General features: G+C 58.7%; 14 protein-coding genes and 1 tRNA gene. 5 read left to right on the top strand and 10 right to left on the bottom strand.

Annotated elements, in window-relative coordinates; translation table 11 throughout:
* Positions 1–18: 18 nt before the first annotated feature.
* Positions 19–831 carry a ferredoxin--NADP reductase gene (locus FHT77_RS23555; protein WP_016553986.1) on the top strand — a complete coding sequence of 271 codons (813 nt, stop codon included), beginning with the start codon at positions 19–21 and terminating at the stop codon, positions 829–831.
* A 46-nt stretch (positions 832–877) separates the two neighbouring features.
* On the opposite strand, the gene FHT77_RS23550 is transcribed toward FHT77_RS23555, so the two are convergent.
* The 6 genes from FHT77_RS23550 to FHT77_RS23525 all read right to left on the bottom strand — a co-directional run bounded on the left by FHT77_RS23550 (position 878) and on the right by FHT77_RS23525 (position 5660).
* Complete coding sequence (locus FHT77_RS23550; RefSeq protein ID WP_183757254.1) at positions 878–1495, bottom strand: GntR family transcriptional regulator; 618 nt, start codon at positions 1493–1495, stop codon at positions 878–880.
* A 204-nt stretch (positions 1496–1699) separates the two neighbouring features.
* Positions 1700–2908, bottom strand: coding sequence for an ABC transporter permease (locus tag FHT77_RS23545; RefSeq protein ID WP_183757253.1), 1209 nt, complete (start codon positions 2906–2908; stop codon positions 1700–1702).
* Complete coding sequence (locus FHT77_RS23540) at positions 2898–3614, bottom strand: ABC transporter ATP-binding protein (RefSeq protein ID WP_183757252.1); 717 nt, start codon at positions 3612–3614, stop codon at positions 2898–2900. The genes FHT77_RS23545 and FHT77_RS23540 overlap by 11 nt, the downstream gene beginning before the upstream one ends.
* A 12-nt stretch (positions 3615–3626) precedes the next feature.
* Positions 3627–4925, bottom strand: coding sequence for an efflux RND transporter periplasmic adaptor subunit (locus FHT77_RS23535; RefSeq protein WP_183757251.1), 1299 nt, complete (start codon positions 4923–4925; stop codon positions 3627–3629).
* A gap of 133 nt (positions 4926–5058) precedes the next feature.
* The gene (locus tag FHT77_RS23530) at positions 5059–5469 is read right to left on the bottom strand and encodes a GFA family protein (RefSeq protein WP_183757250.1); all 411 of its coding nucleotides are present in this window, start codon (positions 5467–5469) and stop codon (positions 5059–5061) included.
* Positions 5469–5660 carry a hypothetical protein gene (locus FHT77_RS23525; RefSeq protein WP_183757249.1) on the bottom strand — a complete coding sequence of 64 codons (192 nt, stop codon included), beginning with the start codon at positions 5658–5660 and terminating at the stop codon, positions 5469–5471. The genes FHT77_RS23530 and FHT77_RS23525 overlap by 1 nt, the downstream gene beginning before the upstream one ends.
* 447 nt (positions 5661–6107) lie before the next feature.
* Here FHT77_RS23525 and FHT77_RS23520 point away from each other — a divergent pair.
* Positions 6108–6183: transfer RNA gene (locus FHT77_RS23520), tRNA-Lys, on the top strand.
* Between the two features lie 766 nt (positions 6184–6949).
* Here FHT77_RS23520 and FHT77_RS23515 read toward each other — a convergent pair.
* Positions 6950–7186 (bottom strand): hypothetical protein, encoded by a 237-nt coding sequence (locus FHT77_RS23515; protein WP_183757248.1) that lies wholly within the window; start codon positions 7184–7186, stop codon positions 6950–6952.
* A gap of 5 nt (positions 7187–7191) precedes the next feature.
* Positions 7192–8454 (bottom strand): phage major capsid protein, encoded by a 1263-nt coding sequence (locus FHT77_RS23510; RefSeq protein ID WP_183757247.1) that lies wholly within the window; start codon positions 8452–8454, stop codon positions 7192–7194.
* Between the two features lie 502 nt (positions 8455–8956).
* Here FHT77_RS23510 and FHT77_RS23505 point away from each other — a divergent pair.
* The 3 genes from FHT77_RS23505 (at position 8957) to FHT77_RS23495 (ending at position 11433) form a co-directional block, all read left to right on the top strand.
* Complete coding sequence (locus tag FHT77_RS23505) at positions 8957–9379, top strand: very short patch repair endonuclease (protein ID WP_312859771.1); 423 nt, start codon at positions 8957–8959, stop codon at positions 9377–9379.
* A 127-nt stretch (positions 9380–9506) separates the two neighbouring features.
* Positions 9507–10667 carry a DNA cytosine methyltransferase gene (locus tag FHT77_RS23500; RefSeq protein WP_183757245.1) on the top strand — a complete coding sequence of 387 codons (1161 nt, stop codon included), beginning with the start codon at positions 9507–9509 and terminating at the stop codon, positions 10665–10667.
* A gap of 64 nt (positions 10668–10731) precedes the next feature.
* Complete coding sequence (locus FHT77_RS23495; protein ID WP_183757244.1) at positions 10732–11433, top strand: Eco29kI family restriction endonuclease; 702 nt, start codon at positions 10732–10734, stop codon at positions 11431–11433.
* A gap of 58 nt (positions 11434–11491) precedes the next feature.
* On the opposite strand, the gene FHT77_RS23490 is transcribed toward FHT77_RS23495, so the two are convergent.
* A complete protein-coding gene (locus FHT77_RS23490) occupies positions 11492–12085 on the bottom strand; it encodes a hypothetical protein (RefSeq protein ID WP_183757243.1) in 594 nt (197 codons plus the stop codon).
* Between the two features lie 10 nt (positions 12086–12095).
* Positions 12096–12788, bottom strand: a complete 693-nt coding sequence (locus tag FHT77_RS23485; protein ID WP_183757242.1) for a hypothetical protein — start codon at positions 12786–12788, stop codon at positions 12096–12098.
* Positions 12789–12825: the final 37 nt, after the last annotated feature.

Genomic DNA, 12825 nt, shown 5'->3' with positions numbered 1-12825 from the left:
ACGGGATCCGATACCGAAATGAACGCCCCTGCAAAGACCGAAGACTTCGCCTCACCGATTCCGGCTGGAGTCTATGCCGAAACCGTGCTCAGCGTGACCCATTACACGGATCGCCTGTTCCGGTTTACGATGACGCGTCCGCAGGGCTTCCGCTTCCGGTCGGGAGAATTCGCAATGATCGGATTGATGGTCGACGGCAAGCCGATCTTCCGTGCCTATTCGATCGCAAGCCCCGCCTGGGCAGAAGAGCTTGAATTCTTCTCGATCAAGGTCCCGGACGGCCCTCTGACCTCACACCTCCAGGCGATCAAGCCGGGCGACCAGGTTCTGATGCGCAAGAAGCCGACAGGCACGCTGGTGCTTGACGCGCTGACGCCCGGCCGTCGCCTCTATATGTTTTCGACCGGGACTGGCATTGCGCCTTTCGCCAGCCTGATCCGTGATCCGGAAACCTACGAGAAGTACGAGGAAGTCATCCTTACCCACACGACCCGCGACGTGGCGGAGCTGAAATATGGCTTCGACCTGGTCGACGAGATCAAGAATGACGAACTCCTTCAGGAAGTCGTCGGCGACAAGCTGCGCCATTATGCGACCGTCACCCGTGAAGACTTCGAGTACCGCGGCCGTATCACCGACCTGATTTCCTCAGGCAAGCTCTTTACCGACCTCGGCGTCCCGCCGCTCGATCCTGTAATCGATCGCGGCATGATCTGCGGCTCCTCCGCGATGCTGAAGGATACGAAGGAATTGCTGGAAGGTGCCGGCCTCAACGAGGGCGCAAACAGCAAGCCGGCGGAGTTTGTGATCGAACGCGCATTCGTCGGGTAAATTTGCAGTGACGGACTTATTTACGGCCCCTGCAACGGGGCCGTTTTCAATTGTGGTTGCTGAGATATTCGATCAGTGCGCTCATCGCGTGGCCGGCGTCCTTCGACCTGCCCTGCTCGATGGCTCGCATGACTGCAACATGCAGCGCGATAGATTGATCCATCCGGGTGGGACTCGTGGACGCGGACCAGAGCCGACGCGAATGGGTTTGAACCGGTCCAAGCGCCGACGTGATAAAAGCGTTGGGGCAAGCCTCTTCCAGAATTTCGTCAAACGCCTTGTCCGCGGCGAAAAATGCTGCCACATCGCCGGTTGTGGCGCACATTTGCATTGCCTGCGCGCATTCGATCAGTTCTCGACGCTGCTCTGATGTGGCGGATTCGGCAGTCAGCGCCGCTGCGATCGGCTCAAGCTCGCGGCGAACCTGCATGACATTGTCATGGTCGGTCGGCTTGATCTCCGCCACCTGCAGCCCGACACGCGGCTTCACCACGATCAACCCTTGCCAAGCAAGCTTCTGAATCGCCTCGCGCACCGGCGTACGCCCGTGGCCGGCCAAGTCGATCAGGTGTTTCTCAGTGACCAACGCGCCCGGCCGCAAAGCCAAGGTTACGATCGCATGCTCCAGGCTAAGGTAGGCAAGGTGGCTGAGTGAATTCTGCATTCGCGTATCCATAGCTTCTAAAAATGCGCGTCGCGAGGGCGACCTAAAACCGATGATATATCAGCGTGCTGTCGAGCGGCAAGTTGGCGCCGCACCTGGATGGCGGTGCGGAAGTAGTGCGACGCTTCCTCAACCCTGCCCTACGGTTGCTCGTGGAATAGATGTCGGAAACTCTCTCCGCCAGCATCAGCGCCGCCTGGCTGGCTATTCGTGTCGCAGAGCCTCGATTGGATTGAGTTGTGCCGCTCGCCGTGCCGGGAAGTATCCGAACACCATTCCGATTGCGGCGGAGAACGCGAAAGCAACCCCAATCATCGTGGGGCTGACAACGAAGGGCACCTTCAGGGCTGCTACGGCCCCGTAGCCGAGGCCAATCCCCAGCAGGATCCCGGCGACGCCGCCAAAGACCGACAATGCCACCGCTTCGACCAGGAACTGCAGCAGCACCTGCTTTTCCAGCGCACCAATCGCCAGGCGTATGCCGATTTCCCGAGTACGCTCGGTCACCGACACCAGCATGATGTTCATGATTCCGATTCCGCCAACGAGCAGGCTGATCGCAGCGACCGCACCGAGCAAGCTGGTCAGCAGCGTCGTGGTGCCGGTCATCGCGTCGGCAATCTGCGTCATGTCATTGACACTGAAGTCGTCCTCGCGGCCAGGGATAATCTTTCGCCGCTCGCGAAGCAGGTTCTCGGTTTCATCCTGAATTTTCGATGTCGAGACACCGTCACGCGCGGAAATTACGATCATCTGGACATTGGCATTTGCCTTGCCGCCGACCCGGCGCTGATAGACTTTGACAGGCATTATAACAACGTCGTCCTGGTCGTTGCCCATGCCGGATTGGCCGCGCTTGGCAAGGACGCCGATAACACTGCAGGACACCTTGCCGACGCGAATCTGCTGCCCGTTGGGATTGGCAGCGCCAAAGAGCTGTGAGCGTACGGTCTCACCGAGAATGCAGCGCGGGCGCCCACGCTCCTCTGCGGCGTCGAAGGTGCGGCCAATCGCCATGTCCCAATCCTGGGCGATGAAATAGTCGTTGGTCGTGCCCATGACCGTCGTCGAATGGCTCTGCCCGCCGTAAATGACTGTCGCGGTCGTCTGATTGAGCGGCGCCGCGGCACGAAGACCATTGACCTGGTCACGGATGGCGTCGACATCCTTCACGGTAAAGCGACGTGCCTCCGAACTTGCGCGGCCAGGGCCGAACTGACCCGGACGCGCAAACAGCATGTTGGTGCCCAGCCGCGAAAGCTCGGTCGAGACCTGAGCGGTGGTGCCGTTGCCGATCGTCACCAACGCGATGACTGCCGCCACGCCGATGACGACACCGAGCACGGTGAGAAACGAACGGAGCATATTGCGACTGATTGCGCGGAGCGCGAGTTTCAGCGTTTCAAAGAACATGATCCGCCCTCCCACGATGCTCGGCCTCAGTCTCCAGCTTGCCGTCGACGAAGCGCAGCAGCCGCCGGGCATAAGCGGCGATGTCGGGTTCGTGTGTGACCATGACGATCGTGATGCCCTGCTCCCGGTTCAACCGCGTCATCAAGTCCATGATCTCAACGCTGGTCTTGGTGTCGAGATTGCCGGTCGGCTCGTCCGCAAGAAGCAGCGAGGGTTCTGTTACAATCGCCCGGGCGATGGCCACACGTTGCTGCTGGCCGCCGGAAAGTTCCTGCGTTTTGTGATGCTCGCGCCCGGAGAGCCCCACAAGCCCGAGCGCCTCCTTGGCCTTGCTGTGGCGCTCACTCGCCTGCATGCCGCGATAGATGAGCGGCAGTTCGACATTCTCCAAAGCTGAAGTCCGCGGCAGCAGGTTGAACCCCTGGAACACGAAGCCAAGCATATGACGGCGCAACAACGTCAGTTGGCTACGGTCGAAGCCCTGTGTCGATACGCCCTGGAAAATGTAGTCGCCGGCGCTCGGCACATCGAGGCAGCCAAGGATGTTCATGGCCGTCGATTTGCCCGAGCCCGAGGGGCCCATGATGGCGACGAACTCGTGTTCGCGGATCGACAGATCCACCCGGTCAAGGGCGCGAATGGCCGCCTCGCCGTGACCGTAGATCTTCGAGACCTGCTTGAATTCGATGAGCGGCGGGCTCGTCATGCTGAGCCTCACCTATTTCGCTTGCGCGGTGGCGTCGGTGATCACGGCGTCGTTTTCTTTGATGTCCCCGGATACAATCTGGGTGAATTGTCCGTCGGAGGAACCCACCTGGATGACCGCTGCTGCCGGCTTGCCCGATTTCAGCACCCAAACGCGCCGCTTTGCTCCAGTCAGCGCTTCTCCGCCCTGGTTGCCGGTCCGCGGTCCCATGCGCGGCGGTCTGAGCAAGCTGAAGATACCTCGGCCACGGGGTGAGTCTGCCGCCGGGGGCGCATAGCGAAGCGCCGAGTTGGGAATCATAAGAGTATCCTTGACTGCCTCAACGGTGACGTCGGCCGTGGCTGTCATGCCCGGCCGCAGCAACAGATCGGCATTATCGACCGACAGAATCGCCTTGTAGGTCACGACATTGTTTGTCGTCTCGGACGCAAATCGGATCTGTTTGATCTCCGCGGGAAAAGTCCGGTTGGGATAAGCGTCGACCGTGAACGTCGCCTTCTGGCCAACGGCAATCTGACCGACATCGGCCTCGTCGACATCGACCTGCAACTCCATCTTCCTCAGATCGCCGGCGATCACGAAAAGCACGGGCGCCGACAGCGATGCGGCGACTGTCGCGCCCGGGTCGACGGAGCGTGTCAGAACCACACCATTGATGGGCGAGATGATCTTCGCTTTGGCTAGGTTGACCTCGGCCAGGCGCAAATCCGCCTCCGCGGAGGCTACCGCGGCGACATTGATGTCCTTGGCAGCGACCGCAGAATCGAACTTGTAGCGTGCATCCTCGAGGCTTTGTTGTGTGGAAACATTGCTTTGAACGAGGTTGCGAAAGCGCTGGAATGAGCTTTGGGCCGACTCCAGATCAGCCGTAGCCTTCACAACGTTGGCTTTAGCAGAATCGAGTTTTGCCCGCGAACTCTTCACATCGGCCTCAAGCTTGTTCGTATCGAGCGCGGCTAGAACCTCGCCGGCCTTGACCTCGCTGTTGTAGTCGACGTTTACGTCGCGAACCGTCCCGGAGAGCTCACTCGATATGTCTACCTGCTCGGTCGGCTGCACGGAACCTGTTGCTGTCACCAGCACGGTCAGGTCACCACGGTTAATGGGCTGAGTTGTGTAGTTGTATTGGTTGGCCTCCTGCCGCGAATAGAAATAGCCCACGCCGCCGACGGCCAGAATCAGCAGAAGCAATAGCGATAGTCGACCACGCCAACGGCCCTTCGACTGTTTGCGTGAGGCCGCAAGAACGGTCGCCAGCTCGGCGCTCGCCTTTTTCGGCTTGGTTTCATGCATATCCTTGACGTCGTTCATTCCGGCCTCGATCAACATGCTGCCAATGCAGCTGTCAGCAAGATAACTATGTCGAAGCTGAACGGCAGATTAGCATCGGCCCGGATTGGCACGAAACGGCGTTGGAATGAAATGAAATCTTGGTAATGAGAGTTCAGTTTTCCGTAGGGTCCTTGGCATCGAAGGCGTCCGCTTCGTATTGCCCAGCGGCCGGCAATGGATGCAGCCAGGTTTCTCGTCGCTTAATCCAAAGCTCCTGAACCGGCCGGAGGCCATTCGGAGCATCGTCCAGCGATCCAATCCGGATTTCTGCAAACCTATCAGTCAAGCAGAAGAGACGTCCACCACATCGCGGACAGAAGCTGCGACCGGCGTAAGTGGACACCTCACCCGATTGATTGAATGAGGATCTCGGCCACATCGCAAAGGCTACGAAGACCGATCCACTCGACTTGCGGCAATCGGCGCAGTGACACAGTCCCACGCGGATGGGCTGGCCTCTGACCGTGTAGCGCACTGCACCGCAGAGGCAGCCTCCCTTCCGGGTACCGGCCGACGAAGCCATCAGTGAGCCGGCAATCGGCGCTTGGCGGCCATCAGTAGGTCGAGTTCTGTCGCAGAGGGGCCGAACTTTTCAAAGAGCCGCTTTGCTTCGGTTTCCTCCAGGCGATATTTCCTTGTGAACTCACCAAGACTATAGGGTCGGCCACGCAACACTTTTCGGGTTGTCGGTGCTGGTGTAGTCATGCTCGTCATGCACATTCTCCTTGGTTGCACAAGGGGCTAGCTAGAGCATCGCGTGATTTTGTGAAGGTGTTGATCAGTCCTCGGAAGGGTTTGATTCGATTAAATTTTTTTTGGGAACCTTCTGACCATTTGTGCATTTATAAGGCGAGATTGTGAGCCGCGCCAAGCGGACACGGCGATGCGAAAGAATGCCCGGATTTTTCCGCTTTCCCCGGGTGGCCAACGAAACGGCACTCGAGCTTTCGCCCGCCCGGCTCATGGTCTCGTTTCCCCCAACTTTTATAAAGCGCCCTCGGGCGCTTTTCTTTTTTTGGACCGGCTGCCCGGTCGGCCTTTCAGGCCAGGGCGCAAGAAATGTGCCTAATGCACAGGGAACGATGATTTTTTGGTTGACCACAATGGGGCACCTGCATATGTTCCGCGCACTTCCAGCCGGGCGAACCGCCGGGCACCTGGGAGAGCGTAGCTCAGCCGGTAGAGCAACTGACTTTTAATCAGTAGGTCATGGGTTCGAACCCCATCGCTCTCACCAAAAAAGCCAAACAAATCCAATATTTTACAGGCTTTGCTAATAAGGCTGAGATCGCCATTTTGGAAATTACGGCGCATTTTACGGCGCAAGCCAAATCAACGGCGCGGGCTTTCCATATTTTAGCGTATGCATATGTAAGGCGTGCCTATAGGCTGGCCGAGTCAAGCTTGGCCGTCTGGGTTCTGGCGGATCGATTGGCGGCTAGGCTTGGGTTACGGGAAAGGCGGCTTTCGGGTCGCCTTTTCCATGTGCGCCCTCTGGCCTAATATACGATATGGCCCGGAGTTCGCGTGTTTCCGCATCAGAACGATTTCAAAGCATGGCCTGCGGCTTGGCGGGCACCGGCTTGAGCTTGCGGCAAATCGCCTCCCAATCGCAGCTGTCGGCGGCTACCATCTTCCGCGCCTTCCATGGCGATACCCGCAAGCCCTCGGCGGAAAGCTTCGAACGCCTCGAATCCCTCTGGCGGGCCAAGGGATGCCCGGTATCGGGGAAATGAAACGGGAGGCGGCTCAAGGTAGGCCAAGCAAGGTGATAATATCACTTGGAACGCGGCAGGCCAAATAATGAAGATAAAGATTATAATATAAGCTTATCGCATGGCACCGGAGCCGAATACACGATCCGCCGCCTCATGCGAACGAGCGGCGGCCCGGTTCAAGGCCACCGCCCGCATGCCGCCGGTTGCCTGACTTGGCTTGGCGGGCATCAGGGCCGTTGCGGATCAGGTATTGAGGCCCATCCGTTGCGCCCTGAACTGGCGAAATCACATCAGCGGTAGTCGGCGCGAGTATGCGCGGAATTTCAGGCTGACGCCCTCGCTGGTCATGTCCATTTCGAGGCTTACGTCTGCTACATCCCGCATCGACGCGGCCAGCCGCTGCAATTCGAACGACAGCGCCGGGAGAACCACCGAGGCTGGTGCCTTTTCGAAATCCAGCCGGTCGGCCAGCGCTATCGGCGCGGGCTTTTCGGCTACGGCAATCTCGTTGCGCTTTCCCATGCCGCTCACCATTTCACATTTGCGACCGACGCTACCCGGCCAGCCCGGCGCATTGCCCAACTGATGTCCTCGGCAATCTTGACGGCGAGAAGATCCAATTGCCACAGCGAGACATGCGGGCTGCCGCTTACCGCATCCGTGCCGCTCGCGCCCGTCGATACCGGCAAGGGATCGTCGCGCGAAATCACCGTCGCGTCGTTTTCGACCCGGACCTCGCCGTCATCTACCGAACTGACGAAATCGGCGGCATCGACGGCGACGACCGTCTTTTGCGGGACGCTATCGGAGGCAATGATATCCAGCACCGCCGCGCCGGGCACTAGCAAGGCAAGGCTGGCCGCCTGCGCGGAATTCATCAGGAATGTAAGGCTTGATGCCGCCGGGCTGATGGCCGCCGCCAGCGCGCTTATATCAGCCGCCGCCGCCTGCGCCGGATCGGTCGCCGCCGAGGCCGTCAGAGGCGTCACGCCGAACAACAGGCCGGGGGGCTGCGTAGCCGTCCCCGCCGCGTTGCCGAGCAAAGCGGTATCGATGGAAATCGAGATATCCTCGGCCAGCGCCTGCCCGATGATAGCCTCGGCGGATGGCGTCGATGCCTTGGCAAGCTCGCCGGTAAAGAGGCTGATGCTGGCGGCCTTGTGCCCGACCAGAACTGCGCCCTGCAAGAATGACAATTGCCGAACCGGGATCGGCTGGCCTTCGCCAATGAAGCAATTCGGCACGCTGCCTGGCACCGCCCTGGCGGAAAATCTCAAGGAGCCGACGCCTGCTAAGGTCACGCTGATGCCGCGCGCCTTCAGGGCGCTGTAGACCGACAGCGGCGCAAGCTCGGCCATCAGCCCGCCATAGACTCCCGGATTGGATAGCGTCCCGGCCCAATCTGGCACGCTGGTCATTGCCGGATTGGTGACGGCCTTCCTGAGCCAGCCGACCGGATCGCGGGTGGCCTCTACAATCTTGCCTGCGCCGTAAAGCTGCTCGGCCAACTGATCCGGCTCGCCGTTCTTTAGCGCCAAGGCCATCAGCCGGGCGGTCAGGCTTTTGGTGAGGATGCTTCGCGGCGACGAGCGCCTTTTCGCGCCGCTATCCAGCGTCCGCCGCGATGAAATCGCCAGCCGCTTGGTTTCCTCCAGTCGCTGGCCAAGCGATTTGAACATCAGGGATGTCCTTTGCCCGGAGTCCCGGAGGCGGTCGTCTATGTAGTTTTTGGCATCGCCCACCGTCAGTTCGACGGCCTTCAAGATGGATTCGGCATCTGGTTCACGCATGGAATGGCCCTCAAGCGGAAAGGAAACGCGCGAGGGCCGACGACCTAAGCTCGATACCGGGCGTGACCACCGGCGCTAATCCCAAACAAGCCAATCATACACCAATCGTTTCGCTACCGAAATGATAAGTCACTGGGCGGGGACTGAGCGCGGCTCAAGCGCGGGCCGAGGTGGCCGGGCCGTCTGATCGGCATTCTAGTTCCAGAAACCTAAATAAGGCTACCGCCGAAAGTGAATCGCGGTGAATTCCGATGAGGCGGCGGTCAAGGCCGATGAGAGAAAGGCTAAACCGCCCATTTGAGGCAACATGAGCCATTTTGCCCATTTCCCGGAATGAAGAAAGAAAGCCCCCGCGTCGGTCCCCGCGCCATGGGTATCGATCTTAGGATGGCCCCCCGGCCAGACGGGCTTCCTCGAGATTTCCAATTCACAGCCGAACTGCCAATTGATAACCATTGGCCGCCGCGACGTTGGGAGACTTCAAGCTGCAACGGGAAATAAAGTGACTGAGACCCCGGAACATCGTAGTTGGACTATGTCGCGCGTTCGCGGCAAAGATACCGCGCCGGAAATGCGGGTTCGACGCCTTCTCCATTCGCTGGGCTACCGCTATCGGCTTCACGCGAAGGATCTTCCAGGTAAGCCAGACATTGTGTTCAGGGGCCGGAAGAAAGCCGTCTTCATTCACGGCTGTTTCTGGCATCGCCACGACGATCCGACCTGCAAACTGGCGCGTCTTCCGAAGTCGAATTTGGATTTCTGGGTCCCTAAGCTGGAGCGAAACGTGGAACGCGATCGCATCGCTTACGAAACGCTGCAGGGAATCGGCTGGCACGTATTCGTTGTCTGGGAGTGCCAGCTAAAGAACCCGGCGGCGCTGCAAAAAGAGCTGATTACATTCCTAGATAGGGCAAGAGACGAATAGTGGTTACAAATCATAAAGATATCTGTTTTTAAACTAAAGCTCAGAATGTTTCTCGCTTCACGGATGGCGAGGAATCGGTGTACTGTCCAATGAAACAAAAAGAGAACAGATTTTGCGGGGCTAGGTGATGCAAGCTGTGGAATTGTTCGCGGGCGCGGGCGGACTAGGTATCGGCATTTCACGGGCGGGATTCAAGCCACAGCGCATCGTGGAGTGGGACCGACATTGTCAGGCCACATTGAAGACCAACGCGCTTGACCCGCTCTCCGATACTAGGCACTGGCCTCGAGAGATTGATGGCGATGTCCGCAGTGTGGATTTCACCATCTTCGAAGGGAAGCTTGACCTGGTGTCTGGGGGGCCGCCGTGCCAGCCGTTCTCCATGGGGGGGCGCCACAAAGCGTACGCCGATAAGCGGGACATGTTCCCAGAGGCAGTCCGCGCGATCAGAGAGGCCAAGCCGCGCGCGTTTATTTTCGAGAACGTCCGAGGTCTCACTCGACTGACGTTCCGCAACTACTTCGAATATATTCGATTGCAGATGCAATACCCCGAGCTGGTGGCGAAACTAGACGAGGACTGGTCAGAGCACCTATCGCGCTTGGAAAAGCATCACAGCAGTAAGCGGGGCGCGCGCGGGCTGGAGTACACCTTGCTCACTGAGGTGCTCAACGCGGCAAACTACGGCGTGCCCCAGAAGCGGGAACGGGTGTTCTTCGTAGGTTTTAGGAGTGACATCAAAGCGGGTTGGAGCTTTCCCAACCCTACGCACTCTCAAGATGCGCTGCTTTATGATCAAGTAAATGGCGACTATTTTGAGCGCCACAAGGTCGCGAAGCGCGACCGTCTGGTCTCAGATCGCTTGAAAGCGCGAGCCGATCGTATCGATTTCGTCCTCGACGGGGCGCAACCCTGGTTGACTGTCCGCGATGCGATCAGCGATCTCCCAGACCCAGAGCGACATCCCGTCCTCGCGTCAAAATACACGGCTCATCGTTTGCAGCCTGGCGCGAGGGCATATCCCGGACACACGGGAAGTCCTCTCGATGAACCTGCTAAGACCCTTAAGGCGGGTGTCCATGGCGTTCCGGGAGGAGAGAACATGCTGGCGCGGCCCGACGGCTCAGTAAGATATTTCACCGTTCGGGAGAGCGCACGACTTCAGACCTTCGCGGATACATATAAGTTTGAAGGCGCTTGGTCGGAAGCCATGAGACAACTGGGCAATGCTGTTCCGGTCACTCTAGCCGAAACCGTTGCGAAGAGCGTTTCAAAGGTCCTTGCTTAAACTTTGGTTAAATCTTTAGTTGCACTGTCCAGGCACACGCCATTGCAATTAAGGTATATTTTCAATGACCAAAGGTCGGGAAACCCCGTACAATCCCTTGGATAAACGCAATCTCGGCAACAGTATCCGTGACGAAATACTCTCACGTGATCCCATTGCGTTCGCTGATATTGCCAGCATCAAGGGCGCTGGCGTCTACGTGATTTATTACACTGGAGATTTCGCGCCGTATCAACGGATTGCAGATAAAAATCGCGATGGGGCTTTTGAACAGCCGATTTACATTGGCAAAGCAATTCCGAAGGGAGGCCGTAAAGGCGGCATATCGGCGGATTCGTCACTCGGCAGATCGCTTGCTGATCGATTAGGACAGCATGCCTCCTCGATAGAGGAGGCTTCGAACCTAAAGGCCTCTGACTTTGTCGTCAGACACTTGGTCGTTGACGATGTTTGGATCCCGCTAGGGGAAAATGTTCTCATCGAGGGCTTTCAGCCACTATGGAACCGAGCGATTGACGGCTTCGGGAACAAAGACCCAGGACGGCGACGCTCCAAGCAATACAAGTCACCGTGGGACGTCTTGCACCCGGGAAGGAGCTTCGCCAAGAAACTGGGCGACTGGGATTTGACATCAACGTTCCTTGAGGAGCGCGTGGACGATTATCTGTCCGGCCGAAAGATGAAGCCCCTTCCAAAGAAAATTGCCGAGCAGCTAGAAGATGAAGAGGCAGATGCTCAAGATGCTGCCGATGAAGCAACGCTATAGTTTGGGGATCGGTCGATAGGTTGATCCATCTAACCCAGGTCGGGGTATTGTCGTTCGATCATTTCCGCGAACAAATTAGGCTTGCGATTATGCTCCGGGCGCGGCTCAGGATAGATCGATGGCGGCTGCGTCCCGGGCAATGGCGCTGGAACTTGGTCTCGCTTTCCGACGAGGAAAAATTCCGGTTGAGGCCAAGCCGCGCCAAGAGCCGCCGCGTCCTCGTCGCATCGCCGCTGGCCATTTTCAGCGCGCCATTGTCGGCCAATAGCGCGAACGTCAGCCAGCGCTTCTCGACCATCACCTCGACGGCCACGGCGCCATCCGGCGTAGGCCGGGGGACGAGGCTTTCGACCTGTTCGTCGAAGGCCCGAATGGTCGCATCCAGCAACACCGCGAATTCGGCAAGCTCCCGGAGGGAAAGGCCCGCCAACTGGTAGCGCTGGACCGGCGAGGCATTTAAGGCCAGCCCGGCATTGATGAGCTTGTTGATGGCCTGTTCTGGCGGCATGTCCTGCAAGCGCTCGTCCGAGGCCCACGTCAGGCTTACGGTCAAAATCCCGCCGTCAGGCTGGCGGACCTCCATCGATCTAAGGCGCGGCGTTGATCGGCGGCGCTCGGCAAGATCGGCAATGATGTCGCTGGTCGGTGACATGGGCCTAATCCTACTCGGCTTTATCGGGGGGAGCAAAAAGCGCGGATGGTCCGGTTTGCTCGCTAACCTCCGGTAACGTTACATCGGCATTACGTAACGCCTGCTGGCGTTCCCGGAAGCGGCGTTGACGCAAGGCGTTTGGTGTTAGGATCTGCTCGACAAGCGGCGGATCGGATCGCCCGGCGACAGCCTCATAGGACAATTGCGGCATAAGGCTTTCCACCGAGGGCATGCGGGCGATGAAAGCGCGCGCCGCCTCAGACGATAACCCGGCGATTGCGATCTCGGTTTGCGCCTCAACCGACGCCTGTTCGATTTGCATAATCGCCTTTTGCTCAAGCGCGGCGATTTGCGCCTTCGCCGTAATACGGAGTTCGTCGCGCTGTTCCTTGATACCGTTCGCATAGCCGCGATGGTGCCAGACTAGGTGAAAGTTCGGCGCGAATTGCTTAGGAATGCCCATTTGCTGGCAACGCTCAGCGACGCGCTGCTGTGCCCTTTGCACTTCCGCCTCGGCCATCTTTCCGGCTGCGGCCCATACCTCGTCATCATCGAAGCGGTATTGCGCCGCCATTTGGTTTTCAAAATCGGCCAGCAACTCCATGCTGCGCGACTTGGCCGCGCTTTTCTGAACCTTTTCGCGCTGGCGGACGAGCCGCTGCAAATCCTCGCGCTCGCCCTTAGTCATTCTTTCATCGCTCATTTTCCTTCCTCCATTTGCCGGATCATCGGCTCCGGGC

This window comes from Rhizobium sp. BK181, from assembly GCF_014193305.1.
In the GTDB taxonomy this organism is placed as follows: Bacteria; Pseudomonadota; Alphaproteobacteria; order Rhizobiales; family Rhizobiaceae; genus Rhizobium.
Note: the sequence above shows the minus strand (reverse complement) of the source record. Positions and strands in the feature narration are given on the sequence as shown.